Below are 26,667 nucleotides of genomic sequence, written 5' to 3'. Positions count from 1 at the left end.
CTGCCAACCTCATCCGCGCCATCATCCCCACATGCGCCCGGCTACCGGTTGGCTTGCGAGCCACCGTCGCCCACGCTACATGCGCGACTCATGCAGCCCTCCGCCCGAACCGAAACCTCCATGAGTCACGCCAGCGAGATCTCCTCCATCGACGACGCCATCCGTGACATCCAGGAGGGCAAGTTCGTCATCGTCGCCGATGACGAGGACCGCGAGAATGAGGGCGACCTCATCATGGCCGCGGAGAAGGTGACGCCCGAGCACCTGGCCTTCATGGTGCGCCACACCAGCGGCATCGTCTGCATGCCCATGCTGGCGGAGCGGCTGGACGAGCTCCGCCTCCCGCAGATGGTGTCGGACAACACCGAATCCCATCGCACGGCCTTCACCGTCTCCGTGGACTACCGCCACGGCACCCACACGGGCGTATCCGCGGCGGACCGCGCGAAGACCATCCGCGCCCTGGTGGACCCCTCCAGCAAGGCCGATGATTTCCTGCGCCCCGGGCACATCTTCCCGCTCCGCTACCGCGAGGGCGGCGTCCTCCGCCGGGCCGGCCACACCGAGGCCACCGTTGACCTGTCCCGCCTCGCCGGCCTGTCCGCCTCCGGCATCCTCTGCGAGCTGGTGAAGGACGACGGCACCATGATGCGGATGCCGGACCTCAAGGTCTTCGCCCGCGAGCACAAGCTGTCGCTCATCACCATCGCGGACCTCATCGAGTACCGCCGCCGAAAGGACCGGCTGGTGCGCCGCGAGCCCGGCCAGCAGACCGTCACCACCCGCTACGGTGAGTTCACCGCCCTCACCTATTCGTGGCTGCCCGACGGCGTGAAGTCCCTGGTCCTGGTGAAGGGCGACCCGGCGTCGCGGCCCAGCACCCTGGTGCGCCTGCACGCGGCCTGTGCCCTGGGTGACGTGTTCGGCTCCCCGTCGTGCAACTGCAACGTGCTGCTGGATCAGGCGCTGGCGCGCATCGCCCGCGAAGGCTCCGGCGTGCTGGTGTACCTGCCAGGCATGCACGGGGACGACTTCGGCATCCACCACAAGCGCAACAACGACGGCAGCAGCGGCCCCACGCGTGGCCCGCAGGAGTCGCGTGACCTGGGCATGGGCTGCCAGATTCTCACGGACCTGGGCATCCACACGCTCCAGGTGATGACCAACTCGGACGTCACCTACCGCGGGCTCGCGGGCTTCGGTCTCACCATCGAGAAGCGCGTCCCGCTCCAGCCGGACTGACGCGCCCCTCGCCGGGCGGACCGGGCCCGAGGTTCAGCCCAGGTCCGCCAGCGCGCCCTTCACCGCGTCCAGCGTTGCGGGCAGCTCCACGGGCGGGTTGGCGAACTGGCTCGTCACCTCCGCCAGCGCGCCGCGGTGGTAGCCCACCTTGAAGTCGGCGAACTTCAGGCCGTGCGCGGTGGACACCACCGCCACGCGCGAGCCCCGGGCAATCACGCCCTGCGCCACCAGCTTCTCCAGCGCCGCTAGCGCCACGCCCGTGTGCGGACAGGTGAAGGTCCCCTCGCGGTCCGCCCGCGCGGCGGCGTTGGCCAGCTCGGACTCGCTGGCGTCCTCCACCACGCCGTCGAACGCCTTGAGCACCTTCACCGCGCGCTTGAATGACACCGGGTTGCCAATCTGGATGGCCGACGCCAGCGTGGGCTCGGCCTGCAGGGGCACCAGCTCCTGGAAGCCGCCCCGGAACGAGCGCACCAGCGGGTTGGCCTTCTGGGCCTGCGCCACGGCGATGCGCGGCCGGCGGGTGATGAGGCCCAGCGACAGCATCAGCTCGAAGCCCTTGCCCAAGGCGCTGGCATTGCCCAGGTTGCCGCCGGGAATCACCACCCAGTCCGGCGGCTCCCAGCCCAGGTCCTGGCAGAGCTCCACGGCGACCATCTTCTGGCCTTCGATGCGCAGCGAGTTCATCGAGTTGGCCAGGTACAGCCCCGTGTCCGCCGTCACCGCCTGCACCAGCTTCATGCAGCCGTCGAAGTCCGTGTCCAGCGACAGCACCCGCGCCCCATTGGCAATGGGCTGCACGAGCTGCGCGAGCGACACCTTGTCGCGCGGCAGGAACACCACCGCCGGAATCCCCGCCGCCGCGCAGTAGGCGGAGAGCGCCGCGGACGTGTCGCCCGTGGAGGCACACGCCACCGCGCGCAGCGGAACGCCCCGGGCGCGCATGTGCTTCACCGCGGAGACCAGGACCGTCATCCCCCAGTCCTTGAAGCTGCCCGTGGGCGAGACGCCGCACTCTTTCAAGTCCAGCGCGGCCAGCCCCAGCTCCGCCGCCATGCGCGGCAACGGCTTGAGCGGCACGCGGCCCTCGCCGAGCGAGACGATGTCCTCCGCCGGAAGCTGCGGATACGCCCACTCCCGCTTGCCCCACACGCCCGAGCCATCCGGCAGGCGCGCGGAGCCGAAGCGCGTCTCGAAACGGCGCTTCCATTCCGCCGCGGATACCGTGCGCAGGGCCTTCACGTCGTGCGCGACTTCCAGCAGGCCGCCGCAGCGCGGGCACCGGTACACCACGTCCATCAGCGAGGCGCGGAAGTCACAGCCCTCACTGCACGCGTACTCCGCGCGGAAATCCGAAGCCGACTCCTCGCTCATGCCTCCTCCTGTGCCCGCGTGCCACACTCCGGACAGGCCTTACCGGGCCGCACGCGAGTATGACACGATGCGCAAGAGCGCCAGCCATCGTCGTCGCCAGAAGGTCTTCCAGGCGCCGCTGCCACGGTGGGCTTGGCGCGAGGCAGGCGCATGCCGCAATTGTCGCAGAGCAGCCCCTCCGCCTGGGTGATGCGGCAGTAACGGCAGACGACGGCGCCCAGCGGCGCGGCGGTGCGAACGCCATCGTCCGGGGCACGCCCGGTGTCCAGCTCGGGCATGGGCGTCACCGGAACGGCTCCCATGTCCCGGGCGCGTGTCAACTGCAGGTCGGGAACCACCTGCGCCGGCAGATCGGGCCCGGACCGGAGCCGCGTCACGTCCAGGTCGGGCAACACGGCCGCGACCACCGGCGCGCGGCCTCCTGCATGCGGTGTCACCTCCAGCTCCGGCAACGTCGCGATGGGCGCGGTCTCCGCCACGGCCGCGGGGAACCGCTTGCCGCAGACGTCGCACTCCGTCCCTTCGGGCTGAACGTGGTCGCAGAGCGGACAGATAATCATGATGTGCGAACGTTAGCGGGCCGCCGCCGACATGGCGAGCAAGCGGATAGAGAGCCTGCTTCCCGCCTCGCTGGGTCAGGAGCCACCCGAGCCCAGGAGGTCACCCCTGCGAGAGCGGCTGCCCCGTCATGGGAACGAAGCGAACCGGCAGCAGGGACTCCACCTGGGGCACCTCTCCGGGCCGGAGGGCGCGCTGGATGCGCAGCAGTTGCTGGGTGCCCCCCTGGGGCCCCACCGGAATGAGCATGCGTCCGCCCGGCTTGAGCTGTGAAAGGAGCTGAAGCGGAACGTCTGGTGGCGCCGCGGCGACGAGGATGGCGTCGAAGGGCGCCTGCTCCGGCCAGCCCAGTGAGCCGTCTCCTTCCCGAAACGAGACGTTTTCGCAGCCCTGCCGCCGCAACACCTCTCGCGCCGATTGGGCCAGCTCGGGGACGATTTCCACCGAGTAGACCTCTCTGCACAGCAGGGACAGCAGCGCCGTCTGGTAGCCCGATCCGGTGCCGATTTCGAGGACCCGCTCGTCCCCCCGCAGTTGGAGCGCCTCCGTCATCAGCGCCACGACATAGGGCTGGCTGATGGTCTGCCCGTGCCCGATGGGCAGCGGCGAGTCCGCGCTCGCCTCTTCGCGCAGGTCCTCCGGCACGAAGTCCGCGCGGTTCAGCCGAGCGATGGCCTCCAGGACTCGCGCGTCCTTGATGCCGTGCCGCGACAGGTAGTCGGCCCGTCCCCAGTCACCCATGCCCCTAGCCTAGTCATGACAGGCGCCCTAACCCACCCGTGCGAGCGCGAGCCGCCCTTCCCAGCGTTCCTCGAGCGCCTTCACGAGGCCCTGGTTCTCCTTCGCCTTCATGTCCGGGTCCTTCTCCAGGATGCGCCGGGCCTCGGACTGCGCCATGGAGAGCAGGTCGCCATCCCGCGCCAGGTTGGCCACCGCCAGCTCGGGCAGGCCACTCTGCCGCGTGCCCAGGAATTCACCCGGGCCTCGAATCTCCAGGTCCTTCTCCGCGATGACGAAGCCGTCGCTGCTCTGCTCCATCACCGTCAGGCGCTCGGCGGACTCCCAGGAGCGGGCGCTTCCGGCCACCAGGTGGCAGAAGCTCGCCGCCGCGCCGCGCCCCACCCGGCCCCGGAGCTGGTGAAGCTGTGACAGGCCGAAGCGCTCGGCGGATTCCACCACCATCACGGAGGCGTTGGGCACGTCCACGCCCACCTCCACCACCGTGGTGCAGACGAGCAGGTGCAGGCGCTTCTCGCGGAAGTCCTCCATGACGGAGTCCTTCTCCTCCGCCTTCATCCGTCCGTGCAGCAGCCCCACCTTCGCGTCGGGGAACACCTTCCGGAGCTTCTCCACGCCGCGCGTGGCGTCCTCCAGGTCCAGCTTCTCCGACTCCTCCACCAGCGGGTAGACGACGTAGGCCTGGTGCCCCTTGGCCAGCTGCGCGCCCACGGACTCGTAGACGAGCGCGCGCTGCTTGTCGTTGAACACCCGCGTTTGAATGGGCGTGCGGCCCGGCGGAAGCTGGTCGATGACGGACAGGTCCAGGTCGCCGTACAGCGTCATGGCCAGCGTGCGGGGAATGGGCGTGGCCGTCATCACCAGCACGTCCGGCTTGGGCCCCTTGCTCATCAGCGTGTGACGCTGGAGCACGCCGAAGCGGTGCTGTTCGTCGATGACGACCAGGCCCAGGCGTTCGAAGGAGACGTCTGCCTGAAGCAGCGCGTGCGTGCCCACGGCCAGATGAATTTCGCCTCGGGCCACGGCCTCACGCACCTGGCGCTTGGCCTTCGCGGTGCCCGCCGCGCTCACCAGGCCCACGCGGTAGCCCAGCGGCTCCATCACCTTGCGGAAGTTGCGCTCGTGCTGCTCAGCGAGGATTTCCGTGGGCGCCATGACGGCCACCTGGTAGCCGGCCTGCAGCGCGATGAGGGCGGAGACCATGGCCACCGCCGTCTTGCCGCTGCCCACGTCTCCCTGGACCAGCCGGTTCATGGGCTCCGGGCGCGCCATGTCCCAGCAGAGCTCCTCCACCACCCGCGCCTGCGCGCCGGTGAGCTGGAACGGCAGCGCGTTGCGCGCCTTCGCCAGCCGGGGCTCGGACACGTCGAAGGAGATGCCGACCTCCGCCTTCACGCCCTGCCGTTTGAGCGCCATGCCCAGTTGCAGGAAGAACAGCTCGTCGAAGGCGAGCCGCCGGTGCGCGGGGCTCTGGTGCGCGTCGAGCGCCTCCAGGTCCGCGTCCCCTGGCGGGAAGTGGATGAAGCGCAGCGCGTCCGGCAGGCCCATCAGGTCCAAGCGGCGGCGCAGGTCGGCGGGCAGCGGGTCATCCAGTTCGTGCGCGTACTGCTCGCCCACGCGGGAGGTCAGCTCGCGGAACGAGCGCTGCTCGCCGCGCTCGAAGCCCGGATACACGGGGACGATGCGGTTGAAGTGGACCGACGTCGTGGACTCGATGTCCTCCGCCGGTTCGATTTCCGGATGGGGCATCTCCCGGCCCGACATGGTGGCGCGGACCTCGCCGGAGAGGACGATGCGCTTGCCCACGGTGAACCGGCTCTTCAACCAGGGGCCCGCGTTGAAGTACGTGGCGGCGATGCTGCCCGAGCGGTCCCCCACGACGGCGCGGAACATCCGCCGGCCCTGTCGGCCCGCCACGAAGTCGGCCACCTTGACGATGCCCACCGTGACGCCTCGCTCGCCGGGCTCCAGCTCCGCGATGGTGCGCAACTGGCGGCGGTCCTCGTAGCAGCGCGGCAGCATGAAGAGGATGTCGCCCATGCGGCGCAGCCCCTTCTTGTCGAGCGCCGAGACGAGCCTGGGCCCCAGCCGCTTGCCCAGCGTCTTCAGCGGCGACGCCAGCGGCCCGGAGCGCGGAGCAATGGAGAGGAGCTTCGCCTCGGACCGAGAGGCTTCCGCCGCGACCGCCCGCTTCTTCTTTCGCTGCGCCTTCTCCTTGCGCGTCTTCGCTCCGGGAACCGCCTCTGGCCCGGTGTCGAGCGCGGCCTGACGGAGACCCGGCTTCGCCCGAGACGACGGCGCGGCCTGCCGCCCGGTGGCGAGCTGCGGCGCGGCGACGTTCGACTGCGGGGGCCGCGTCGTCGGCGCCATCCGCGGTGGACGGGCAGGCAGGAGGTCCGAGTCCATTCCGGCCTGACGTCCCCGCGGCCCCTCAGGACTCATGCGCGGCATGGGGCCCTCAACGCCGCTTCCGCGAGCGGGGGCCGAGGCTCCACGCGCAGCCGGTCCTCGATGTGCGTCCGGCCGCGGGCCCGACGTGGGCAGCGGCTCCGCCGACTTCCAGGGCGGCACATACCCCGGGGGCGTCGTGCCTCCCGCGCCTACCGGAGCGCCCTGCGTGGGCCTCGGCCGAGCCGGAACCGCGCCCTCCATCGTCACGCCGTGCAGCTCCGCGGGCAGCTCCACCCCGCTGACCTTCAGCCCGGCCACGACTCGCCGCAGCGCGGCCTTGCGGCGCTCGGGCATGGCGTGGTCCACGTCGGGCAGCGCGGCCCTCAAGTGGTCGAGTGCCCGTGCATCCACGCCACTGGCCCCGGCAAGCGCGCGCTCCAACACCGGGCGCAATGACTTCACCGTGGCCAGCATCGCGAAGTCGCGCTGGCACACGTACCGGAGGGGTCCAACAAGGCTGGCGAGCGGGTGGTTCACGCGGGGGTTCCGCCGTACATCCTACGGAACGAGGATGACGTCTCCCACAAAACGAGACCGGGGAAGCGAGCCCTGGCCCGCTCCCCCGGCAACTCACTGCGGCTTCCGAGGCTCAGCTCTGGCTCGCCGAAGCCTCTTCCTCGGGCTCCTCGAAGCGGATCTGCTGGACTTCCAGCTCGCGCACGCCGCCGGGGCTCTGAACCGTGGCGATGTCACCCACCTTCTTGCCGATGAGCGCCCGCGCCACCGGCGAGGTGACGGCAATCCACCGCTTCTTCAGGTCTGCCTCGATCTCCCCCACGAGCCGGTAGCTCACCGGCTTGTCGGTTTCGGTATCGAGCAGGTCCACCGTCGCCCCGAAAATGACCTTGTCGCCGCCCAGCTTCGCCGGGTCGATGACCTCCGCACGCGCAATCCAGTCGTTGAGGGTCAGGATGCGCCCCTCGATGTGCGACTGCTTCTCCTTCGCCGCGTGGTACTCCGCGTTCTCGCGCAGGTCACCGTGTGCGCGAGCGACCTCGATCTCGCGCGAGATCTTCCCCCGCTCGACGGACTGGAGGTGCTTCAGTTCCTCCTTCAGCTTGCGCAGTCCGGACGGGGTCATCGGGATGTTGTCGCTCCCGCTGCTCATCGACACAGCTCCTTCCACCACTCCCAGGTTCAAATAAGATGGAGGGCCGGCGCTCCTCTTCCGGAGCCCGGCCCCCGCGACCAAACAAAAGCCCAATGTAAGGAACCACTGACAAGTTGGTCAATGAAACCCGTACAAGGAACGGGGGGATGGGCTGGGCGCGCGCCCTTTGACCCGCTAGTCTGCCCCCCGTGTTGTCCGTCCAGGAATTGCGCGGGCTCGGTGCCGCCCTGCCCTCCAGTGCCTTCCAGCGTCAACTGGGGCCTTTCGCACTCATCCAGCGCCCGCCTTCCGAGGCCTCGACCGCCGTGCTCGCCCCTACCCGCATGGCGGCGCCCTCGGAAATCGAACAGGGCATGCTGGCCCTGCTGTTCGAGTTCGAACACCTGCGCGTGGCCACCCTGCCGCCGCTCAACGCCACCGACCGGCTGCGCATTGGCCGCCGCATGGACTGCGACCTGGTCGTCGACGACGCGTCCGTGTCCAAGATGCACGCGGAGCTGCGGTGGAACGAAGCCGACCAGCGCTGCACCGTGCAGGACCTGGGCTCCACCAACGGCACCTTCCTCAACGCCCGCTCCCTGGGTGTCCGCGAGGCCGTGCTGCGCGACGGCGACATCCTGAGTGTGGGCAACGTGCAGTTCTGGTACCTGCTCACCCGTACGCTGCATGAGCGCCTGCGCGCGGGCGAAGCCACCGGGCTAGGCTCGCGCAGCGGCTGAGCCTTCCCAAATGTCCACACCGCCACGCGACGAGCGCGACTACTTCGAGCGCATCTACACCGTCACCGCCCAGGTGCCGCATGGGCAGGTGGCCACATATGGGGACATCGCCGCCATCGTCGGTGATGGCTGCGATGCCCGCGTCGTGGGACATGCACTGGGCGCGTTGGGCGCCCGCGCGGACAGCGTGCCCTGGCAGCGCGTCATCAACCGCACGGGTGGCATCAGCACCTCGGGTTACGGACAGCGCGAGGCCCTGGAGGCGGAGGGCGTCACCTTCGACGAGCGCGACCACGTCCGGATGGCATCACACCATTGGACGGGCCCCAGTGAGACGTGGGCCCGCGCACATGGGTTCCAGCCGTTGCCTCCGCGCGAAGTGAAGACTCCGGACGCGCAATTGAAACTGTTCTGAACAGGCGCTCGCCCTCCCGTCTGCTTGCGTCGAGGCACAGACGCGCGAAAGTTCGGATTCCGGCCACGGGGCCGGCGTCCAAACATGTCGCTCGCGCTGCTCCGCTGGGGAGTCTTCATCCTGCTGTGTCTGTTCGCGCCCCAAGCCGTCGCCGGCGACGCAACGCCCCGGCGAAGTGAGGCGAAGGACAGTCGGCTCGTTCGTCTCAAGAACGGGCAGTTGCTTCATGCCGACGCCGCGGACGCGTACCGGCGGATGAAGGCCGAAGCGCGTTCGAAGAACATCTACCTCTGGGTCCACAGCGGCTACCGCTCTCCCGCGAAGCAGCGCCGACTCTATGAGCGCTACCGCAAGGGCAAGGGGCCCCAGGCGGCACGGCCCGGGCGTTCCAACCATCAACGCGGCCTCGCGGTGGACCTGGTCATCGGCGGCGTCAAGACACCGACCTATGACTGGCTCGTGTCGAATGCGTGCCGCTTCGGCTTCAAGCGCACGGTGCGCTCCGAGCCCTGGCATTGGGAGTACCGCCCGCGCAGCACCCGCGAGCCGAAGCCGGGGCGTGACTGCGTGGGCCGCCCCTTGAAGCGTCAGCGGCCCCAGTCTCCGCCCGTGGCGAGCACCGAGAAGAGCTGAGACGCGCTAGCTCCAATGCAGCGTGTCGTCAATCCGGCCCAAGGGCATCCCGACCTCACGGGTTGGTGCCTTTTGTCTGGGGGGACTGATTTTTATCAGACACCTCGATTACGGTGAGCAGCCATGCTCGTCGTCACATCGAACCTCGAAGCCGTCACCGTCCACGCGGAGGGGGCGCTTTGTACGCGGGTCGCCACGATTCCCACGGCGGGAGGGATGTTGCCCACGCAGGTGCGAATCAATGGATTGCCCCTGTCGTTGCAACCCGGCTCGCTTCGGGCATCCGTGGTGCACGGCCCGTCGGGACTCGCCGTGCGCGACCTTCGTCCCACCTACGACGTCCAGCTTCCGCCTGAAGTCGACGTGCCCGCGGAGCACCGCGCCCTGGAGGAAGCCGAGCACCGCCTCTCCGACCTCACCCAACAGCTCGCGCGCGTGGGACAGGAACTGGACGCGCTGTCGAAGCTGTCCCCCGGGTTTCCGCCCCGGCCGAAGGAAGCGCAGGAGCCCCGGGAGGCCCCCGTGTCCGCGATGCTGACGCTCATGTCCTTCGTGGACACCGAGCTCGCCGCGCTGCACTCGCGGAAGCTGGACCTGGAGCGGCAACAGCGTGACGCCGAAGCCGAGCTGCGCTTGCGGCGCAACCGCGTCGCCGAAGCCTCTTCGTCCGTGCGAGGCCAACGCGCCCGCGTGTACCGCGCGGTCGTGCTGACGCTGTCGGGCCCCCTTCCCGCGGACCCGGGGGCGCGGCTCGCGCTCGAATACGCCGTCCAGGGGGCGCGCTGGGTGCCCACCTACGACTTGCGCCTGCCGCGCACGCTGGAAGAGGGAACGCTGCGCATGCGCGCCTCCGTGCTCCAACGCACCGGCGAGGACTGGACGGGGGTGAAGCTCGCCGTCTCCACCGCGGACCTCGCCCGGCATGCGGAAGTCCCCGAGCTGAAGGCGCTGCGCATTGGCCGCCATCAACCGGCTCCCGCGCGTTCGGGCTGGAGGGAGGCGCCACCGGGGCTCGAGGAACTGTTCGCGGGCTACGACGCCACGCGGACGCCCACGCCGGTTCAGCCCGAGCTCCCAGCCGAGCCCGAGCCCATGCCCGCCGGCCTCGAGCAGCCCCGGAAGAACAAGCGCAGTGCCATGCCCATCGCGCCCAAGCCCGACGTCGCCATGCCGGAAGCGGCCGCGCCACCGCCTCCGCCGTCAACGGTCCCTCGAAGCGCTCCGATGCGTCCCAGTGCCGCTGCCCCCGAGGACGAGGAGACGCGATCGCGATCGCGAGGCGGTGGCCTGATGTCGCGCGCGCGCCGACCGCCACCTCCGGCCGAGCTCGAGGAGGCGCCCGAGAGTTCATTCGACGATGACGAAGACGGGCTCAGCATGAATGCCGCCTCGCTGGGCGGCGGTGGTGGCGGTGGCGAGCGAACACCTCCGAGGCAGGAGCCCTCCGACGCACTGCTGGACTACGACCGCCTGACCATGCCGCCCGCGGATGACCTGGGCGCGCGTGGCAGGCTGCAACCACGCCCCGGGCACCTCACCCGGGAGCTGGTGGCCCTGGCGGAGGTCCACGCGCAGATCGACATCACCGTGCGAGTCGCCCTGAGTCTGCAGGAGACCTCTTCCATATGGGCCGCCCCCGCGCCGGCGTGGTCCCAGCCGCCACGCACGTCCTCGCCTCACTTCGATGCGCGCTTCGATGTGGAGACGCGCGCGGACGTGCCTTCGGATGGAGCGTGGCACACGGTGCCGGTGTTGTCGGTGCCAGTGGGGCTGTCCGCGGAATACGTCTGCGTCCCCTCCGTGGAGCCGCGTGCGTTCCGCACGGTGCGCGTGGAGAACCGGACGCCGTATCCGCTGCTGGCAGGTCCCGTGGACGTCACGCTGGAGAACGAGTTCCTGATGACGTCTCCCCTCCCGACCATGGCCCCGGGCTCGACCCAGCGGCTGGGGCTCGGTGTGGAGGAGTCCATCAAGGTCGCGCGCAACACGCGGTTCGACGAGGCGACGGGCGGCATGTTCGGCGGCTCGACGATGCTGACGCACCACGTGTCGGTGGAGCTGGCCAACCGGCTGAGCAATCGCGTCCTGGTCGAGGTGTGCGAGCGCGTGCCCACCGTTCCGGTCAACACGGAGAAGGACATCAAGGTGGAGGAGTTGGAAGTGGCCCCGCTCTGGCAGAAGCGCCTGCCCTTGCCCGGAGAAGCGAAGGTGGAGGGCGAGCGCGCGTGGCGCGTGGTGCTCCAGCCAGGTGAAGCGCAGACGCTGAAGGCGACATGGACCGTCAAGATTCCGGGCAACAAGATGCTCGGCGGCGGCAACCGGAGGACATGATGGGCACCCCTTTCATCCTGCCCGTGGTCAAGGTCACCGTCCTCGAGGACCGGGCGCTCGTCGAGCGGCGGGGGGAGATTCCCCTGTCCGTGGGAACGCAGCGACTGGTCATCCAGGGACTGTCCCCGCTCGCCGTGGACCGCTCGCTCCAGGCGAAGGTCGCGGGTGGCACCATCTCCCAGGCACGCATCCGCCGGGCGACGAAGCCGCAACCACCCGAGGCCGAGCGAGAACACCGCACGGCGCTCGGAAAGCGCGTCGCGGAGCTGGAGCAGGAGCTCCGGCGCGTGGTCGCGGACGAAACCCGGCTGGCGGCGCGGCTGCGGCTGTTGGACACCGCGCGCGCCGATGTCCACCGCGCCATCTCCGAGCAGGCAGGCGCCGGACAGTCGCGGCCGGAGACGTGGCGGGAGCAGTTGGAGACGGTGCGCCGCGAGCAACTGTCGGCGGACTCGGCGCTCCGAGAGGCTGCGCGCCGGACGCTGCGACTGCGGGAACAGCTCGACGAAGCACGGGCCTCGCAGACGGCTGTCGAGCTCCTGGAGCCAACGGTCGACACCCAGGTCGAGCTGGAGGTGGGCCACCCCACGGGCGGGCCCGCCACGCTGTCCGTCACGTACCTGGTGCCCTGCACGGCCTGGCGGCCTTCCTACCGCGCCACGCTAGCCCGCGAAGCCTCCGGTGAGTCCGTCACACTGGAGTGCGAGGCCGTCGTCTGGCAGCGCACCGGCGAGGAGTGGAAGGACGTGGAGCTGGCGTTCTCCACCGCGCGGCCCACGCTGGGCGCCACGCCGCCGCGGCTCCAGGAGGACCGGCTGTGGCTGCGGGACAAGACAGAGCGCGAGAAGCAGGTGGTGGAGGTGGCCATCCGTGAGGAGGTCATCCAGACCGCGGGCGAGCCCGGCGCAGCCCGGCGGGAGGATGCGCTACCGGGTATGGACGACGGAGGTGAACCGCTGACGGTGACGGCCCCGCATCGGGCCAGTGTGCCACCGGACGGCGAGCCCTACCGAGTGCCCCTGTTCCAGTTCACCGCGCCCGCAACCTCCGAGCTGGTGGCCATGCCGGAGCAGTCCCCCCTGGTGCACCGGGTGGCCCGGTTCGACAACACGGGCCCCACGGTGTTGCTCGCGGGCCCCGTGAAGCTGGTGCGTACCCACGGCTATGTGGGGCGTGCGCAACTGCGTTTCACCGGCAAGGGCGAGCGAGTGAAGCTGGGCTTCGGCAGCGAGGACGCGCTGCGCGTGGCGCGAACGGAGGACGTGGGGCGGGAGACCAGCCGGCTCACCGGCCGCAAGGTGACGACGCACAAGGTGCGGCTGTTCCTCTCCAATATGGGCGCGAAGGCGGTGCCGGTGGCCATCGAGGAACGGATTCCCGTCTCCGAGGTGGAGTCGGTGGAAATCCAGTTGCAGAGGGAGAGCACCAAGCCCGCGCCCGCGCGCGTCAGCGAGGATGGCATCGTCCGCTTCGAGCTGACGGCGTCGCCCCGCTCTCAGCAGGAGCTGGCGATGGACTACGTGGTGACGAGCGCGGCGAAGGTGGCCGGGCTCTGAGCAGGCCCGGGTTCCACCGCGAAACAGCCCCGGGGGGCCGGGACTTCCACCAGGGTTCCGGCGGAAGCATTCATCCCCCCGGGAGGAAGCCCCATGTGCGTCACTCGCACGGTGTCCACCATCGGCTTGCTGATGTCTGCCTGCCTGTCCTCTCCAGCCCTGGGCGCAGAGCCGCCCCCAGAGCAGGAAGCGACGCTCCTGCCGCCACAGCTCGCGGTGGAGGTCGGTGGGACGCTGTCTCCGATGCGGCATCCCGCGACAGAGGTGCCAACGCTGCGTTCACGGGTGAAGACGGTGAACGCCCGAAGCCGAGCCGCGCGCCTTTCCGGCGGACTCCACTTCAACCTCCTCCGTGGCTCCGAACGGAGCGACTGGTGGTGGACGAACGGCATCGACTGGTACCTGGCGGGTGGTGACGTCCAGGTCCTGGCGCTGCGGCCGGGGCTGGAGAAGCGGTTCTCGCTGACACGACACGTGACGCTCGGGTTGAGCGCGTTCGGCAGCGCGGCGGAGGTCTCACTGCCCACGGGCCAGATTGGTCAGGTGCAGCCAGGGGAGCCGGGCTACACACCCATTGGCGGCAACAACTTCTACGAGGGCCGCATGCGCAAGTGGGCCTTCGGCGCGGGCGGACTGGCTGCGATCCAGGTCAAGCTGAGTCGCTACGTGCATGCGCGCGTCCATGGGGGCTATACGCGCTACTTCGAACAGGCGGCCGGGCTTCAGCCGTCTCCTGATGCGGCCGCGTTCACGGTTTCGCTCGACGGCCCGTTCGCGGGGGCGCTGCTTGGACTGGACCTCTAGAAACCGCGCCTCGGGAGCCCTACTCGGCGTCGCGCACCAACGCTCGGACCTGCCGGGCGGCGAGCCCTGGAGGCACGAGTTGGAAGAGCGCATTACGAATGAAGCGCCCCGCTGAACTCTCCCACTGGGCCACGCGCCCCAGGCTCCAGGAACGCGTCACGAAGCTGTTGGCACGCTCGAGCCGGCGTCGCTCGTAGGCCGCCAGCGCCGCGTCCACGGGGCCCTCCGCGGCCAGCAACTCCGCCAGCACCACGGCATCCTCGATGGCCTGACATCCGCCCTGCCCCATGTTGGGCGTCATCGGGTGCGCGGCGTCTCCCAACAGAGTCACCCGGCCCCGGCTCCAGCGGCTGGCGGGCGGCCGGTCGTGGATGTCCGTGCGGATGATGTTCGCTTCATCCGTCGCGGCGATCAGGTCCGCGATGGGCGCGTGCCACCCGCCGAAGAGGGACTGCAACCGGGCCCGTGTCTCCCCGGGTTCATCCTGCCCTCCGGCCGGAGCATTCTGCGTGGCGAACCAGTACGTTTGCCCGAAGCCAATGGGCACCACACCGAAGCGCGCCCCAGGCCCCCACGTCTCTGAAACAAGTCCCGGCGTCGCGCTCGAGACGTCTGAGCAAACACCCCGCCAGCTCGTGTAGCCCGAATAGCGCAACGGCGCGTCGCCCAGCAGCGCTCCACGCACCACCGAGCGCAGCCCGTCCGCGCCCACCAGCGCATCGCCCGTCACCGAGCTGCCGTCCGACAACCGCACCGTCACCGTCTGGCCATCGTCGTGAAACGCCGTCACGGTGAGCCCCATCCGGACGTTCTCCTCCCCGGCATGGGCCAGCAGCACGGACTGGAGCCGCGCCCTGTGGAGACACACCAGAGGCAGCCCCAGCTCCTCCTGGATTCGAGTCACCGGAAGCCGCGTGAGCGCCGAGCCCGACGGCTTCAGAATCGCGCTGTCCGTGGGACACGCACCGGCCTGGGCCACCTCGTCACACAGGCCGATGCGGCGCAGGGCCGCCGAGGCGTTCATCTGGACCGTGAGGCCCGCGCCCACCCATTTCAAGGCGTCGGAGCGCTCGAACACAGTGACGGAGAGGCCCGCGCGCCGAAGCGCGCAAGCCAGCGTGAGTCCACCAATTCCAGCCCCAGCCACGAGAACATGCCTGGGCGATGACGTGCTCATGCGCGGCGCTTTAACAGGTATGCCGTGGCGAGTCGCGATTCATGTGCAACACAGTGACGGGAGGTCAGCGCTGCACCGCCGCCACGTCGTTGCCGTACCGGGGCTGGCGCTCCGACGCGGACTTCACGGGCGCGGCTCACCCGAACCAACGGCCCGCTTCGGGAGCGAAGACACGGACGCGTTCGGCCAGCGACGGCGGCAGTCGCGCGCGCAACGTGGCGTGGACGGCTTCAGGGGGAAGCGCCTGGCTGAAGTGCATGAGGACCAGGGCTTCGTTGCGGAACTGGTCCGCGCGCACGAGGAGTTCGTCCAGGTGGAGATGCGCCTTCGCCTGAGCGTCCTGCACGGAGTGGCGCGCGTCGACGAAGGTGCACTCGAGGATGAGCACGCGCGAGTCGAAGAGGCCCGGCTCCGTGTCCAGGACGCGGGACAGGGTGTCGGTGGCATAGGCCAGCTCCAGCCGCTCCACTTCGTCGAAGAGCGCTTCGCCTGCTTGCCGCCGCCTGGCGATTTCCTGAGGCGGGAGTGACTGGTGCTCGAGGCGGAGCTTCGCGACACGGCGGAAGAACTGGTAGCCGAGCGACGGCACCGGGTGATGCGTCCGGAACGCGCGGACGAACAGACCTTGCCCCAGGGGCCGCACGTCCCCCGGCAACATCGGCACGGTGTGCACCTCCATGGAGGTGTGGTGCAGCCGCGACATCACGGCGAGCGACGCCTGGACGTTCGCCTCGATCTCCGCGGGAAGGAAGACCTGGGGTGCGCCCTTGCCGATGAGCCGACGGATGCCGAGCAACGAGCCGAGCCCGCTGGCATGGTCCGGGTGCGCGTGGCTCAAGAAGATGCGGTCCGAGCCACAGAAGGAGCGAATGGGTAGCCCCACGTCGAGCACGACGTCCAGCTCGGGGACCTGGAGCGACGTGTACACGCCGCCCACGGACACGCCTCGAACGGTGTAGGGACCTGCCTGGACTTCAGTGAGCATCGGCACGGACACTATCCTGGGCATGGACGAGACACGCGACGAAAGGCCCCTGCTGGGCCAGGATGTGCGCATCGTTGCGCCTCCCTTCCCATCAGGGCCCCATATGGAAACCTCATCTCTCCAGGAAATCGTCGCGCCAGAAGGCATCTGTTACGGCTGCGGCGGCAAGAACCCTCACGGCCTGCACATCCAAAGCTACTGGGATGAGGACGGCATCCACGTGGTGGCACGCCACACGCCCGATGCCCGGTACAGCGGCTGGCCGGAGCTCGTCTACGGCGGTCTGATTGCCATGCTGGTCGACTGCCACTCGAACTGGACGGCCATGGCGTACCACTACCGCGCCGAGGGCCGCTCACCTGGAAGCTCGCCGGTCATCGAATGCGTCACCGGTAGCCTGGGCGTGAAGTTCATCAAGCCCACGCCCATGGGCGTCCCGCTCACCCTCCGTGCACGCGTCGAGGGCGAAGTCGGACGCAAGAGCCGAGTCCTCTGCGAAGTCTTCGCGGGCGAGACGCTGACCGCGGTGGGTGATTCCATCTTCGTCCGCGTCGACACAGCCCAGTTGAAGGCCGCGGCGCACGGCCGCGAAGGCTGACGCGAAAGACGGCGTGCCCTACCCCTTGTCGGGCACTGGCAGCCCCAGCTCGGCGCGCAGCTCCGCGGTGCTGCGCCCCGCCTGGTACCGGCGATGGTTCTCCGCGGTGGTGAAGCTCCGGGTCTCCATCCGATCCACGTAGAGCGTGCCGTCCAGGTGGTCCAGCTCGTGTTGGAGAATGCGTGCGTACCAGCCCCGGCCCTGGACCGTCACGGGCTGGCCGTGCTCGTCGAGTGCATCCACGCGCACGGCGCAGGCACGGGGCACCAGGGCCGCGAAGCCCGACACGCTCAGACACCCTTCGTGGAACTCCGCGGGTGCCGCGTCCTCCACCACCAGCCTGGGATTGATGAGCACGTGGAAGGGAACGGGCTTCCGCCCTCGCGCCGCCCGCTCGCTCTCCGAGAGGCCTGCCTGATACTCGGGCCGGTCCTCGATGACGACGACTCGCAGGCTTACGCCCACCTGGGGCGCCGCCAGCCCGACGCCGGGTGCGTCCCGCATCGTGTCGCGCATCTGCTCGATGAGCCGCGCCGTCTCCGGGCTGGCAATCTCCTCCGGCGTCAAATCGCGCGCCTTCCGACGCAGCACCGGGTCCCCTGCCTGCACAATCTTGAGCACCATGCCGCCAGCGTAGCAGGGCCCGCTAGGCTCCCGACTGACGACAATGCTCCACCCACTGCCGTCCGGGAGTGGTGTCCACTCCGCACCGTTCCAGCCCGGGAAAGACGACGTCGTGCAGGGCCTGGATGAACACCTCGAGCTTGCGCGCATGCGGCAACACGCCGTGCGCCAGGAGCATGGAGCCCTCCGCATCGGACAGGCCCTTCGCGAAGAGCCTGGGCGACACGCTTTCCTCCAGCATCTCAGGCAGGTACGGCGACAGGAACGCCACGGAGCCTGATTTGGCTGCATGCGCGAGGTAGGCCCATCCCAGCCGGCTGTGCGCGACCTCGTCCCGAAGGATGCCTCGAAGCACCGCGCGCACCCGGGGTGGTCCGTCCACGGCCAGCACCGAGGTCAATCCGGCCGTGCTCTCCGTCTCCGAGATGCAGCAGGCGGCGACGACTTCGTAGAGCACGCGCTCGCGGAAGCCGAGGGCTTGCGGAGCAGTCTCCCGTGCCACCAGGGGAACGGGGGGCATTACCGCTTGTCCGTAGGTGCGCGCCATCAGCTCGCACATTCCCGCGTGGCGCCGCTCGTCCTCCGCAGCGCGGCGCGCGAGTTCCACCAGCGTTTCGGGCGTGGCCAGTTGCTCGAGCGCTCCCGCTAATCGGGCGAAGCGCAGCCCCGCCTCCAGTTCCTCCTGCCTGCGGAAGACCCAGGTCTCCGCGACGAACCGCCGGAGCGCGTCTGGCATCGTTCTACCCGGTCTCCGCAGCAAGCGCTGGTCGGCCGGACAGCCATCATCAGGAGCGTTGTTCATGGTGGCCTCGAAGCACCGAGCGTAACCGACGCGCGAGACAGACGGCGGTAAAGGAGTCGCTTGTCGCAGTGAGTCATTGCGTTGGGCACCGCACGGTCGCACCCCATGTCCTGATGGGGACTGCACGCAATGGCGCGCACGGCGGGACGTAGGCGTGTCCAGGCCAAGGTCCGTGCTGGGTATGCTGGTAGGACGTGGAGACACCGCCCCAGGGAGCGTGAGCGTCGAGATGCGGAGGATGCGACGACTCGGCGGGGCCGCGCTGGTATCGCTCGTCATCCACGTGGGGCTGCTCTTGCTGCTGGGGTCTGTTGACCCGCCGGAGCGTGCACCCCGCCGGGCCGTCACGTCGAAGCCGCTCGAGGTGGACATCGTCACCACGCCCCCTGTGCGGACGCCTCCACCTCTCCCGCGGCAGCCTGCACCTTCGGCGGCCACGCCTCGTCCCAAGGGAAAGCGGGTGAGAAAGACACCGGCCGGGGATGGCCTCGTCGCAGCGCCATCCCCTGCCCCTCTCGACGCACCCGACACGGGTGCTGCACCGGAGACCACCGCATCGCCGCCGGACGCCCCTCGCAGGCCGCAACAACTCCAGGTTGGCGCCGAGCCCCTGCCCTCGTTCCTGGTGCCAGGAGGAGCGCCGCTCGCCGGTCCAAGGACACCGAGTGGACGCACGTTGCGCCCTGGCGACCCGGCACCTTCCCGTGAGCAGCTCGCCGCGCAGGAGGAGGCCATCGTCGCGGGGCGTGTGGAGGAATTCATCGTCGACGAGCAGGCCCAGCTTCGCGTCGCCAACGGTCTCATCGACCCGTATTTCAGCCGCCTCCGAGAGGCGCTTGAGAAGGGCCTCGAAGATGCGCCGGTATTCCCAGGAACCAGCCTGGTGAATCAGGCAGGGACCGCCTGGGCTTCCCGAGCCAGCAGCTTCGGAGCGGCTGGCAACCCAGGAGACGGCCCACCGCCGAAGGCGCCCACCACGACCGAACGGCTCTACGACCTCCAGCAGCGCTCTGGAGACGAATCCATGGAGCATCCGCGCCTCTTGGCCCAGGCGGGTCAGGAGCTCCAACATCTGGCCACTGGTGGCGGCTCGAAGCTCGTCGTGACGCTGGAGCTGACGCAGGAGGTGGATGGCACCCTGCGCGATGCGAAGCTCATCTCGCTGAGTGGCAACCCGGCCTACGACGCCTACGTCCTGAACGCCATTCCGGCGTCACTGGCGAAGCTGGCTGCGCCACCTGCTGGCGCGCGAGGTGTCCGAGCCGACGGCATCCATACCTTGTGGGCCGTGGAAGGCCGCGTCGTGTACCTGCGCAAGCTCAAGGAGCTGAAGGGACAGGACGCCTGGTACATCGCCGCGACGAGCGCTGCTGGCATCCTGGCCGGACGCTTCGAGGAGACGACGGGCGAAATCGAGGTCATCGACTTCCGCAACCCACGGTTCGTGTGCCGGTCCCACTTGTTGCGCGTCTACTGATGCTAGGCTGACGCGCCATGGCTCGTCGCAAGAAGGCCGATGAAATGGCCTCCCGCGTCCGAAACCTGCTCGCGATGGACGCCGCGGGCATCATGCGCAGGCTCGATGCCCGCCGGGATGAGATGTTCGCCCTCTTCTCCCGCCTGCGCAGCCGCGAACCGCTCCTGGGCACCATCGCGTCACGGTACGCCGACGGCGCGTTCGACCAGCTCATCCACCTGCCCGAACAGGAACAAGCCGTGGTGGACCACTTCTACGGCCGCCTGGACGAGCTGCGCTGGTACTTCACGTACACCGAAGACATGCCCGGCACCGCCCAGCTGATCTTCTCCAAGCTGCACAAGCGGCTGGAGGAGTCCTACCGAGTGCTCGTGGTGACGCTGGGCCCACCGGTTCCGCCAGATGGCTCGCGCGTGGTGGATGTCGAGGCCGTCCGGCACGACGCCGCCGAAGCTCCGCCGCGGAAGACGCTGACACGCACCACGCGGCGCGCGTAAGCCGCGCCGCTCACGAACAGGATGCCCCCGTGACGAACACGACAGGCTCCGGGAAGAGAACCGACACGGCTTCGCGAGTCATCGCGGCCTCGCCAGAAGCCCTCTACCGGGCCTTCGTGGAGCCCGAGGCCGTGGCGACCTGGCTCCCACCGGAAGGCATGAAGGGCCACATCCACGCGTTCGAGCCACGCGCGGGCGGGACGTACCGGATGACACTCTCCTACGACAATGCGGACCACACCGCGCCCGGGAAGACCTCCGCGCACGAGGACGTCGTCGAGGGCCTCTTCGTGGAGCTCGTCCCCAACGAACGCGTCGTGCAGCGATTCGAGTTCGAATCGGATGACCCCGCCTACGCGGGCACGATGACCATGACCTGGACGCTGACGCCCGCCGCCGGGGGAACCCGCGTCACCGTCACCTGTGAAGACGTGCCCGAAGGCATTCGCCAGGAAGACCACATCGAGGGACTGACCTCGACCCTGGCGAACCTCGCGGCCTACACCGAGTAGCCGAACGTCCCTGCCTCACGCCGCGGGAGCATGCGCAGCGGCCACTCCGGCATCACGGTCCTGGCGCTTCGGCGCGAGCTTCCGCATGGACGTCTTGCCCACCACGACGTCCACCATCTTCTTCGCGCGGGTCCAGACGCTCTCCTGCACGTAGGGGATGCCGTACTTCTCGCAAAGCGCCTTCACCTGCGGCTGAACCTCGCGGTACTTCAGCATCGGCAGGTCTGGCCAGATGTGGTGCTCAATCTGGTAGTTCAGCCACAGGTGGGCGAAGTCGTTCAGGTCTCCGCCCGTGCGGTAGTTCGCGCTGCCAATCACCTGCTGCACGTAGCGCTCGCCGCGGCTCTCCGGCTTCGAGTCGAACCGGTACAGGTCCTCGCCCGTGTGGTTCGGCCCCACCACCAGGAACGTGTGCAGGCTGGTGAGGATGTCCGCCATCACGGAGTTGCAGAACGCGCTGAACGACGCCCACGGCCCCAGCACCAGGTAGAGCGCCGGGAAGAGCCCGAACTGCACGGCCGAATACGGCAGATAGCAGCTCAGCAGCAGCTCCTTCAGCTCCTCGCGCGTCAGCTCTCCACCCTTGCGCCGGCCCTTGCGGCGCAGCGAACTGAGCGTCTCCGGCGCGTAGTAGCTGGCCCGCCACGTCAGCGCGAGCAGCGCGAGCTGCGCGTACCGCAGCGCCAGCGGGCGCTCCGGGTTGCGCAGCGTCCCCTCCGCGTTGCGCTCCAGGAGGTCGGGGTCCGCATCCTCGCCAGTGTGCGAGTGGTGGAGCACGTTGTGCTCGAACACCCAGGCCTCCGGCAACATCCAGTCGAGCCAGTCCAGATAGCGGCGGCTCCCCTTCGCGAAGCCCTTCCCCGTGCGAGACGCCGGAAGCCCCGGCACCCGGTCGTAGCCCCGATGCCCCACGTGGTGCATCAGCAGCCAACGCGTGGAGCGCCCGACACTGAGCGCCGCCGCGCTGAGCGGGTTCGGCGCCAGCCAGCAGGTCGCCGCACCCAGCGCGGTCGCCGCCCGACCCCAGCGCTCAATCTTCCGGAGGTGCGCCGCATCCGCCTCGCCCAGCGATGCGTCCAGTTGCTCACGAAGCGCCTTCAACTCACGGTGAAACCCCTCCACGTCCACGGAAGAAATGTCGAAGTCGGGGGCAGCCTGGGACGGCATGAACGGCTCTCCTCGGTCGCGGAGATGGACACGGGCGAAGGGGGGAAACAGCTCGGCGCGAACCGTAGCCGCCAGGGTCCGCGGGCGTCCAGCCACGCTTTGCCCTCGGCCCCTGCTTTCGAACGAGGCCATGCGGAGCCCCGAGCCGCAGGTTATACCCGCGCCCCGTGTCCGGCCCACAGGGCGACATCGACGTCAAGGGGAAGCAGGCCGCCGCGCGGCAAGGCAAGCGGCCTGGCGCCCCCATCAGCCCGAGCGAATGGACCCGCCCACTTCGAAAGCGAGATGCCGTCATGACCGACCTGTTCGCGCCCCTCGAGCTCCGAAAGGGTGTCATCGCGCCCAACCGCATCTGGCTGGCGCCCCTGACGAACACCCAGAGCCATCCCGATGGCACGCTCTCCGATGCGGAGCTTCGCTTCCTCGCGATGCGCGCCGATGGCGGGTTCGGCGTGGTGGAGACGTGCGCCGCCTACGTTTCCCAGGACGGCAAGACGTGGCCGGGCGAGCTGGGCGTTCACGACGACGCGATGCTGCCCGGACTGAAGCGCATGGCCGCGCGCATCCATGAAGGAGGCGCCCTGCTCTCCGCGCAGCTCTTCCACGGAGGACTTCGCGCCAACGCCGAGGTCAGCCAGCGCGAGGTGTGGAGCGCCAGCGCGTATGACGCGGACGGCCTCCACTGCCGCGAAGCCACCGAGGCCGACATCGAGGGCGTCATCGCGGCCTTCGCGAACGCGGCGCGCCGCTGCGCCGAGGCGGGGTTCGACGCCGTGGAACTCCATGGGGCGCACGGCTACCTGTTCTCGCAGTTCCTGAGCACCGTCTTCAACCGCCGGCAGGATCGATGGGGCGGCTCGCTGGAGAACCGCTGGCGCCTGCTGCAGGAGACCGTCCGCGCGGTGCGGCGCGCGGCGCCCACCCTGGTCCTCGCCGTGCGCCTGTCCCCGGAGGACGCGAGGCAGGCCAGGGGCCTGGACCTGGACGAGTCGCTGGAGGTCGCGCGCATGCTCACGCGCGAGGGCGTGGACGTCCTCCACCTGTCCCTGTGGAAGGCGGCCCACAACACCCTCAAGCGGCCGGACCAGCACGCGACGCCGCTCTTCCGGCAGGCCGTGGGCACCGGTGTCCGCATCGTGGTCGCGGGCGAGGTGCGCACGCGCGAGGAGGCAGAAGCCCAGCTCGCGCGCGGCGCGGACGCCGTGGCCGTGGGCCGAGCGGCTATCGCGAATCATGACTGGCCGCGCCGCGTGCAGCGAGGCGACACGCTCCAGGTGCCGCCGCTGTCCCCCTCCACGCTCAACGCCGAGGGCCTGTCCGACGTCTTCGTGAACTACATGCGCAACTGGCGCGGCTTCGTGACGGACCAACCGGCCTGAGGCGGCCCTGAAACGCAGACGGCCCCACTCCCAGGAGGAGCGGGGCCGCATGACTCACGTCCAACGAGCGCTGCGTTTCAGCGCCGGGTGCCCGGGGGCGCCGCGTTGATGCCCAGGTACTCCTGGAGCGGCTTCACTTCCAGTTCCGTGCACTTGAGCGACTCCAGCGCGCCCACCGCCATCCGCGCCGCCTGCACCGTCGTGTAGTACGGCACCGAGTGCATCAGCGACTCGCGGCGGATGGAGAAGCTGTCGGCGATCTCCTGCTTGCCGAATGTGGTGTTGATGACCAGCACGATTTCGCCGTCGACAATCTTGTCGACGATGTTCGGGCGGCCCTCCGTCACCTTCTGCACCACCTGCGCCTCGATGCCCTTCGTCGTCAGGTATTTGTGCGTACCGGAGGTGACGACGAGGGAGAAGCCCATGCTCCGCAGGCGCCGCGCCAGGTCCACCACCGCCGGCTTGTCGTCATCCTTGACGGAGATGAACACCTTGCCGCTCTTGGGCAGCTTCACGCCCGCGGCGAGCTGGCTCTTGGCGAAGGCGGACGCATAGTCGTTCGCCAGGCCCATCACCTCGCCGGTGGACTTCATCTCCGGCCCGAGGATGACGTCCACGCCCGCGAAGCGCGCGAAGGGGAACACGCTCTCCTTCACCGCCACGTGCTTGAACTCCGGCTCTTGCGTGACGCCCTGCTCCTCGAGCGTCTTGCCCACCATGCAGAGCGCGGCGATCTTCGCCATCGCCACGCCGGTGGCCTTGGAGATGAAGGGCACCGTGCGGCTCGCGCGCGGATTCACTTCCAGGATGTAGATGGTCTTCCCCTGGATGGCGAACTGCACGTTCATCAGGCCCACCACGCCCAGCTCGCGTGCCAGGGCGATGGCCTGGTCCTTCATCCGCTCCACCAGGTCCGGCGACAGCGAGTGCGGCGGCAGCGTGGCCGCGGCGTCACCGGAGTGCACGCCCGCCTCCTGGATGTGCTCCAGCACGCCGCCAATCATCACCGCGCCGGTGCGGTCCGCCACCAGGTCCAGGTCCACCTCGATGGCTTCCTTCAGGAAGCGGTCGATGAGCACCGGGTGCTCGGGCGATGCGCTCACCGCCTCGCGCATGTACCGCTCCAGGCTGGCCACGTCGTAGACGGTCTCCATGGCCCGGCCGCCCAGCACGTAGGAGGGCCGCACCATGACGGGGTAGCCGATGCGCTCGGCCACCTTGAAGGCCTCCGCGTGGCTGCGCGCGACGCCGTTCTCCGGCTGCTTCAGGCCCAGCTTCTCGATGAGCGCGGCGAAGCGCTCCCGGTCCTCCGCGCGGTCGATGGCGTCCGGCGACGTGCCCAGGATGGGCAGGCCCGCCTTCTCCAGCGGCACGGAGATGCGCAGCGGCGTCTGGCCGCCGAACTGGACGATGGCGCCCACCGGCTTCTCGCGCTGGGACACCTCGAGCACATCCTCGATGGTCAGCGGCTCGAAGTAGAGGCGGTCCGACGTGTCGTAGTCGGTGGACACCGTCTCCGGGTTGCAGTTGACCATCACCGTCTCGTACCCGGCCTCGCGCAGCGCGAAGGCGGCGTGGACGCACGCGTAGTCGAACTCGATGCCCTGGCCGATGCGGATGGGGCCGCTGCCCAGGATGAGCACCTTCTGCCGGTCCGTGGGCGGCGCCTCGTCCTCCTCCTCGTAGGTGGAGTACAGGTAGGGCGTGTACGCCTCGAACTCCGCGGCGCAGGTGTCCACCCGCTTGTAGACAGGCCGGATGTTGCGCGCGTGCCGGTGCGCCCGCACCTCTTCCGCCGGGTAGCCGAGCAGCCGGCCCAGATACTTGTCGGAGAAGCCGTGCGCCTTGGCCTGCCGGAGCACCTCGTCCGGGAGCTGGTCCAGCCGCCCGTACTCCTGGAGCGACTGCGCCTCGTTCACCAGCATCTGGATGTAGCGAAGGAACCAGGGGTCGATGGCGGAGAGCGCGTGCACGTCCTCCACCGTCATGCCTTCGCGGAAGGCCTGGGCCACGAACCAGGGACGCTCCGGGCGAGGGATGCGCAGCGCCTCGCGCAGCACCTTCTCCCGCTCCTCCTTCTCCGCCGGCAGCTCCGGGGACTCCAGGCCCACGCGGCCCAGTTCCATGGAGCGCAGCGCCTTCATGTACGCCTCCGGGAAGGTGCGGCCAATGGCCATCACCTCGCCCACCGAGCGCATGCTCGTGGTCAGCGTCCGGTCCGCGTGCGGGAACTTCTCGAAGTTGAAGCGCGGCACCTTCACCACCACGTAGTCCAGCGTCGGCTCGAAGGAGGCCGGCGTGTCGCGGGTGATGTCGTTGCGCAGCTCATCCAGCGTGTAGCCCAGCGCCAGCTTCGCGGCGATCTTCGCGATGGGGTAGCCCGTCGCCTTCGACGCCAGCGCGCTGGAGCGCGACACGCGCGGGTTCATCTCGATGACGACCATGCGGCCGTCCTTCGGGTTGATGCCGAACTGGATGTTGGAGCCACCCGTGTCGACGCCAATCTCCCGGATGATGGCCAGCGACGCCTGCCGCATCCGCTGGTACTCGCGGTCCGTCAGCGTCTGCGCGGGCGCCACGGTGATGGAGTCACCGGTGTGCACGCCCATGGGGTCCAGGTTTTCAATGGAGCAGACGATGATGACGTTGTCCGCCGTGTCGCGGACCACCTCGAGCTCGTACTCCTTCCAGCCCAGCACGCTCTCCTCCACCAGGATGGTGGTGGTGGGGCTGGCCTTCAGGCCCGAGCGGCAGATGGTCTCGAACTCCTCGCGGTTGTACGCGATGCCACCGCCGGTGCCACCCAGCGTGAAGGACGGGCGGATGATGGCCGGGAAGCCGATGTCCTCCACCAGGCTCATCGCCTGGTCCAGCGTCGTCGCGTAGCCGCTCTTGGGCAGGGCCACGCCAATCTTCTGCATGGCCGCCTTGAAGAGCTGGCGGTCCTCGGCCTTGTTGATGGCTTCCAGGGACGCGCCGATGAGGCGCACGCCGTACTTCTCCAGGATGCCCTGCTCCGCCAGCGCCTTGGCGAGGTTGAGCGCAGTCTGGCCACCCATGGTGGGAAGGAGTGAGTCCGGCCGCTCCGAGGCGAGGATGCGCTCCGCCGCCTCCACCGTAATCGGTTCGATGTAGGTGCGATGCGCGAACTCAGGGTCCGTCATCACGGTGGCGGGGTTGCTGTTGAGCAGCACCACCTCCACGCCTTCATCCCGGAGTGCCTTGATGGCTTGTGTACCGGAGTAGTCGAACTCGACGGCTTGCCCGATGACAATCGGACCCGAGCCAATCACCAGAACCTTGCGGATATCGGTACGCTTGGGCATCGGGGCGCCCCCATACCAACGTCCGACTCCACATGCGAGGACTGTGTTGAAACCGCCCGCTCGCACGGACGCCGGGCCCCGCCCGCTGTCCTCTGCTAGGCTCCGCCGCCCACGGAGGTTCCATGCGCCACTGGTCCCTGGCACTGCTCGTTTCGCTCGCGTCCCCCGCCCTCGCCCAGGATGCCGCC

General features: G+C 69.3%; 23 protein-coding genes. 12 read left to right on the top strand and 11 right to left on the bottom strand.

Annotation, left to right across the window (positions count from 1 at the left end):
• The first annotated feature begins 90 nt into the window (after window positions 1–90).
• The gene (gene ribB / locus FL344_RS14505; protein WP_141589516.1) at window positions 91–1,242 is read left to right on the top strand and encodes a 3,4-dihydroxy-2-butanone-4-phosphate synthase; all 1,152 of its coding nucleotides are present in this window, start codon (window positions 91–93) and stop codon (window positions 1,240–1,242) included.
• Between the two features lie 33 nt (window positions 1,243–1,275).
• Here the strand turns inward: ribB and thrC are convergent, their stop codons facing one another.
• From thrC to greA, 5 genes are all read right to left on the bottom strand, one after another.
• The gene (gene thrC, locus FL344_RS14500) at window positions 1,276–2,616 is read right to left on the bottom strand and encodes a threonine synthase (RefSeq protein WP_141618950.1); all 1,341 of its coding nucleotides are present in this window, start codon (window positions 2,614–2,616) and stop codon (window positions 1,276–1,278) included.
• Window positions 2,613–3,176, bottom strand: coding sequence for a hypothetical protein (locus tag FL344_RS14495; protein WP_011553441.1), 564 nt, complete (start codon window positions 3,174–3,176; stop codon window positions 2,613–2,615). The genes thrC and FL344_RS14495 overlap by 4 nt, the downstream gene beginning before the upstream one ends.
• Before the next feature lie 100 nt (window positions 3,177–3,276).
• On the bottom strand, window positions 3,277–3,915 hold the full coding sequence (locus FL344_RS14490) for a protein-L-isoaspartate(D-aspartate) O-methyltransferase (RefSeq protein ID WP_141589518.1): 639 nt from the start codon (window positions 3,913–3,915) through the stop codon (window positions 3,277–3,279).
• 27 nt (window positions 3,916–3,942) lie between these two features.
• Complete coding sequence (recG, locus tag FL344_RS14485; protein ID WP_228565045.1) at window positions 3,943–6,840, bottom strand: ATP-dependent DNA helicase RecG; 2,898 nt, start codon at window positions 6,838–6,840, stop codon at window positions 3,943–3,945.
• Window positions 6,841–6,952: 112 nt separating this feature from the next.
• A complete protein-coding gene (gene greA / locus FL344_RS14480; protein ID WP_090491345.1) occupies window positions 6,953–7,471 on the bottom strand; it encodes a transcription elongation factor GreA in 519 nt (172 codons plus the stop codon).
• 191 nt (window positions 7,472–7,662) lie between these two features.
• On the opposite strand from greA, the gene FL344_RS14475 reads away from it, so the two are divergent.
• The 6 genes from FL344_RS14475 to FL344_RS14450 all read left to right on the top strand — a co-directional run bounded on the left by FL344_RS14475 (window position 7,663) and on the right by FL344_RS14450 (window position 13,932).
• Window positions 7,663–8,193 carry an FHA domain-containing protein gene (locus FL344_RS14475; RefSeq protein ID WP_141618949.1) on the top strand — a complete coding sequence of 177 codons (531 nt, stop codon included), beginning with the start codon at window positions 7,663–7,665 and terminating at the stop codon, window positions 8,191–8,193.
• Window positions 8,194–8,203: 10 nt separating this feature from the next.
• Window positions 8,204–8,608 carry an MGMT family protein gene (locus tag FL344_RS14470; RefSeq protein WP_141618948.1) on the top strand — a complete coding sequence of 135 codons (405 nt, stop codon included), beginning with the start codon at window positions 8,204–8,206 and terminating at the stop codon, window positions 8,606–8,608.
• An 84-nt stretch (window positions 8,609–8,692) separates the two neighbouring features.
• Window positions 8,693–9,241: a D-alanyl-D-alanine carboxypeptidase family protein gene (locus tag FL344_RS14465; RefSeq protein WP_194863111.1), complete on the top strand. Its 549-nt coding sequence runs from the start codon at window positions 8,693–8,695 to the stop codon at window positions 9,239–9,241.
• 123 nt (window positions 9,242–9,364) lie between these two features.
• Entirely contained in the window at window positions 9,365–11,572 is a 2,208-nt protein-coding gene (locus FL344_RS14460; RefSeq protein WP_141618946.1) for a mucoidy inhibitor MuiA family protein, read from the top strand.
• The gene (locus tag FL344_RS14455; protein WP_141618980.1) at window positions 11,572–13,128 is read left to right on the top strand and encodes a DUF4139 domain-containing protein; all 1,557 of its coding nucleotides are present in this window, start codon (window positions 11,572–11,574) and stop codon (window positions 13,126–13,128) included. The genes FL344_RS14460 and FL344_RS14455 overlap by 1 nt, the downstream gene beginning before the upstream one ends.
• A 93-nt stretch (window positions 13,129–13,221) precedes the next feature.
• Window positions 13,222–13,932, top strand: a complete 711-nt coding sequence (locus FL344_RS14450) for a hypothetical protein (protein ID WP_141618945.1) — start codon at window positions 13,222–13,224, stop codon at window positions 13,930–13,932.
• A gap of 19 nt (window positions 13,933–13,951) precedes the next feature.
• On the opposite strand, the gene FL344_RS14445 is transcribed toward FL344_RS14450, so the two are convergent.
• On the bottom strand, window positions 13,952–15,079 hold the full coding sequence (locus FL344_RS14445) for an FAD-dependent monooxygenase (protein ID WP_255508200.1): 1,128 nt from the start codon (window positions 15,077–15,079) through the stop codon (window positions 13,952–13,954).
• A 166-nt stretch (window positions 15,080–15,245) separates the two neighbouring features.
• A complete protein-coding gene (locus tag FL344_RS14440; RefSeq protein WP_194863113.1) occupies window positions 15,246–16,094 on the bottom strand; it encodes an MBL fold metallo-hydrolase in 849 nt (282 codons plus the stop codon).
• A gap of 103 nt (window positions 16,095–16,197) precedes the next feature.
• Between FL344_RS14440 and FL344_RS14435 the strand changes: the two genes are divergently transcribed.
• Complete coding sequence (locus FL344_RS14435; RefSeq protein ID WP_141618942.1) at window positions 16,198–16,692, top strand: PaaI family thioesterase; 495 nt, start codon at window positions 16,198–16,200, stop codon at window positions 16,690–16,692.
• A gap of 18 nt (window positions 16,693–16,710) precedes the next feature.
• On the opposite strand, the gene def is transcribed toward FL344_RS14435, so the two are convergent.
• Together def and FL344_RS14425 are read right to left on the bottom strand one after the other, a co-directional pair.
• On the bottom strand, window positions 16,711–17,316 hold the full coding sequence (def, locus tag FL344_RS14430) for a peptide deformylase (protein WP_141618941.1): 606 nt from the start codon (window positions 17,314–17,316) through the stop codon (window positions 16,711–16,713).
• Window positions 17,317–17,338: 22 nt separating this feature from the next.
• Window positions 17,339–18,052: a ferritin-like domain-containing protein gene (locus FL344_RS14425; protein ID WP_228565044.1), complete on the bottom strand. Its 714-nt coding sequence runs from the start codon at window positions 18,050–18,052 to the stop codon at window positions 17,339–17,341.
• Window positions 18,053–18,356: 304 nt separating this feature from the next.
• Here FL344_RS14425 and FL344_RS39060 point away from each other — a divergent pair, with 304 nt between their 5' ends.
• Genes FL344_RS39060 through FL344_RS14410 form a run of 3 tightly spaced genes read left to right on the top strand, consistent with a single transcriptional unit; the run spans window position 18,357 to window position 20,604 of the window.
• The gene (locus FL344_RS39060) at window positions 18,357–19,595 is read left to right on the top strand and encodes a TonB C-terminal domain-containing protein (protein ID WP_228565043.1); all 1,239 of its coding nucleotides are present in this window, start codon (window positions 18,357–18,359) and stop codon (window positions 19,593–19,595) included.
• A 17-nt stretch (window positions 19,596–19,612) separates the two neighbouring features.
• Window positions 19,613–20,092, top strand: a complete 480-nt coding sequence (locus FL344_RS14415; RefSeq protein ID WP_011553425.1) for a hypothetical protein — start codon at window positions 19,613–19,615, stop codon at window positions 20,090–20,092.
• Between the two features lie 29 nt (window positions 20,093–20,121).
• Window positions 20,122–20,604 (top strand): SRPBCC family protein, encoded by a 483-nt coding sequence (locus FL344_RS14410; RefSeq protein WP_141618939.1) that lies wholly within the window; start codon window positions 20,122–20,124, stop codon window positions 20,602–20,604.
• 15 nt (window positions 20,605–20,619) lie between these two features.
• On the opposite strand, the gene FL344_RS14405 is transcribed toward FL344_RS14410, so the two are convergent.
• Window positions 20,620–21,771, bottom strand: coding sequence for a fatty acid desaturase (locus FL344_RS14405; RefSeq protein WP_141618938.1), 1,152 nt, complete (start codon window positions 21,769–21,771; stop codon window positions 20,620–20,622).
• Between the two features lie 293 nt (window positions 21,772–22,064).
• Here FL344_RS14405 and FL344_RS14400 point away from each other — a divergent pair, with 293 nt between their 5' ends.
• Complete coding sequence (locus FL344_RS14400; protein WP_141618937.1) at window positions 22,065–23,150, top strand: NADH:flavin oxidoreductase; 1,086 nt, start codon at window positions 22,065–22,067, stop codon at window positions 23,148–23,150.
• A gap of 77 nt (window positions 23,151–23,227) precedes the next feature.
• Here the strand turns inward: FL344_RS14400 and carB are convergent, their stop codons facing one another.
• Complete coding sequence (gene carB / locus FL344_RS14395) at window positions 23,228–26,479, bottom strand: carbamoyl-phosphate synthase large subunit (protein WP_141589534.1); 3,252 nt, start codon at window positions 26,477–26,479, stop codon at window positions 23,228–23,230.
• Window positions 26,480–26,667: the final 188 nt, after the last annotated feature.

The organism is Myxococcus sp. AB036A (genome assembly GCF_006547355.1).
Lineage (GTDB): Bacteria > Myxococcota > Myxococcia > Myxococcales > Myxococcaceae > Myxococcus > Myxococcus virescens.
The sequence above is the reverse complement of the archived record's forward strand: the minus strand, read 5'-3'. Positions and strand labels throughout refer to the sequence as shown.

Excerpts from the sequence above, each read along its gene's own strand:
- thrC (WP_141618950.1), bottom strand. The coding sequence starts at position 2,616 with ATGAGCGAGGAGTCGGCTTCGGATTTCCGCGCGGAGTACGCGTGCAGT.
- FL344_RS14490 (WP_141589518.1), bottom strand. The coding sequence starts at position 3,915 with ATGGGTGACTGGGGACGGGCCGACTACCTGTCGCGGCACGGCATCAAG.
- FL344_RS14435 (WP_141618942.1), top strand. The coding sequence starts at position 16,198 with ATGGAAACCTCATCTCTCCAGGAAATCGTCGCGCCAGAAGGCATCTGT.
- FL344_RS39060 (WP_228565043.1), top strand. The coding sequence starts at position 18,357 with ATGCGACGACTCGGCGGGGCCGCGCTGGTATCGCTCGTCATCCACGTG.
- FL344_RS14455 (WP_141618980.1), top strand. The coding sequence starts at position 11,572 with ATGGGCACCCCTTTCATCCTGCCCGTGGTCAAGGTCACCGTCCTCGAG.
- def (WP_141618941.1), bottom strand. The coding sequence starts at position 17,316 with ATGGTGCTCAAGATTGTGCAGGCAGGGGACCCGGTGCTGCGTCGGAAG.
- greA (WP_090491345.1), bottom strand. The coding sequence starts at position 7,471 with ATGAGCAGCGGGAGCGACAACATCCCGATGACCCCGTCCGGACTGCGC.
- ribB (WP_141589516.1), top strand. The coding sequence starts at position 91 with ATGCAGCCCTCCGCCCGAACCGAAACCTCCATGAGTCACGCCAGCGAG.
- FL344_RS14495 (WP_011553441.1), bottom strand. The coding sequence starts at position 3,176 with ATGATTATCTGTCCGCTCTGCGACCACGTTCAGCCCGAAGGGACGGAG.
- FL344_RS14465 (WP_194863111.1), top strand. The coding sequence starts at position 8,693 with ATGTCGCTCGCGCTGCTCCGCTGGGGAGTCTTCATCCTGCTGTGTCTG.
- FL344_RS14400 (WP_141618937.1), top strand. The coding sequence starts at position 22,065 with ATGACCGACCTGTTCGCGCCCCTCGAGCTCCGAAAGGGTGTCATCGCG.
- FL344_RS14425 (WP_228565044.1), bottom strand. The coding sequence starts at position 18,052 with ATGCCAGACGCGCTCCGGCGGTTCGTCGCGGAGACCTGGGTCTTCCGC.
- FL344_RS14470 (WP_141618948.1), top strand. The coding sequence starts at position 8,204 with ATGTCCACACCGCCACGCGACGAGCGCGACTACTTCGAGCGCATCTAC.
- FL344_RS14460 (WP_141618946.1), top strand. The coding sequence starts at position 9,365 with ATGCTCGTCGTCACATCGAACCTCGAAGCCGTCACCGTCCACGCGGAG.
- carB (WP_141589534.1), bottom strand. The coding sequence starts at position 26,479 with ATGCCCAAGCGTACCGATATCCGCAAGGTTCTGGTGATTGGCTCGGGT.
- FL344_RS14450 (WP_141618945.1), top strand. The coding sequence starts at position 13,222 with ATGTGCGTCACTCGCACGGTGTCCACCATCGGCTTGCTGATGTCTGCC.
- FL344_RS14440 (WP_194863113.1), bottom strand. The coding sequence starts at position 16,094 with ATGCTCACTGAAGTCCAGGCAGGTCCCTACACCGTTCGAGGCGTGTCC.
- FL344_RS14405 (WP_141618938.1), bottom strand. The coding sequence starts at position 21,771 with ATGCCGTCCCAGGCTGCCCCCGACTTCGACATTTCTTCCGTGGACGTG.
- FL344_RS14415 (WP_011553425.1), top strand. The coding sequence starts at position 19,613 with ATGGCTCGTCGCAAGAAGGCCGATGAAATGGCCTCCCGCGTCCGAAAC.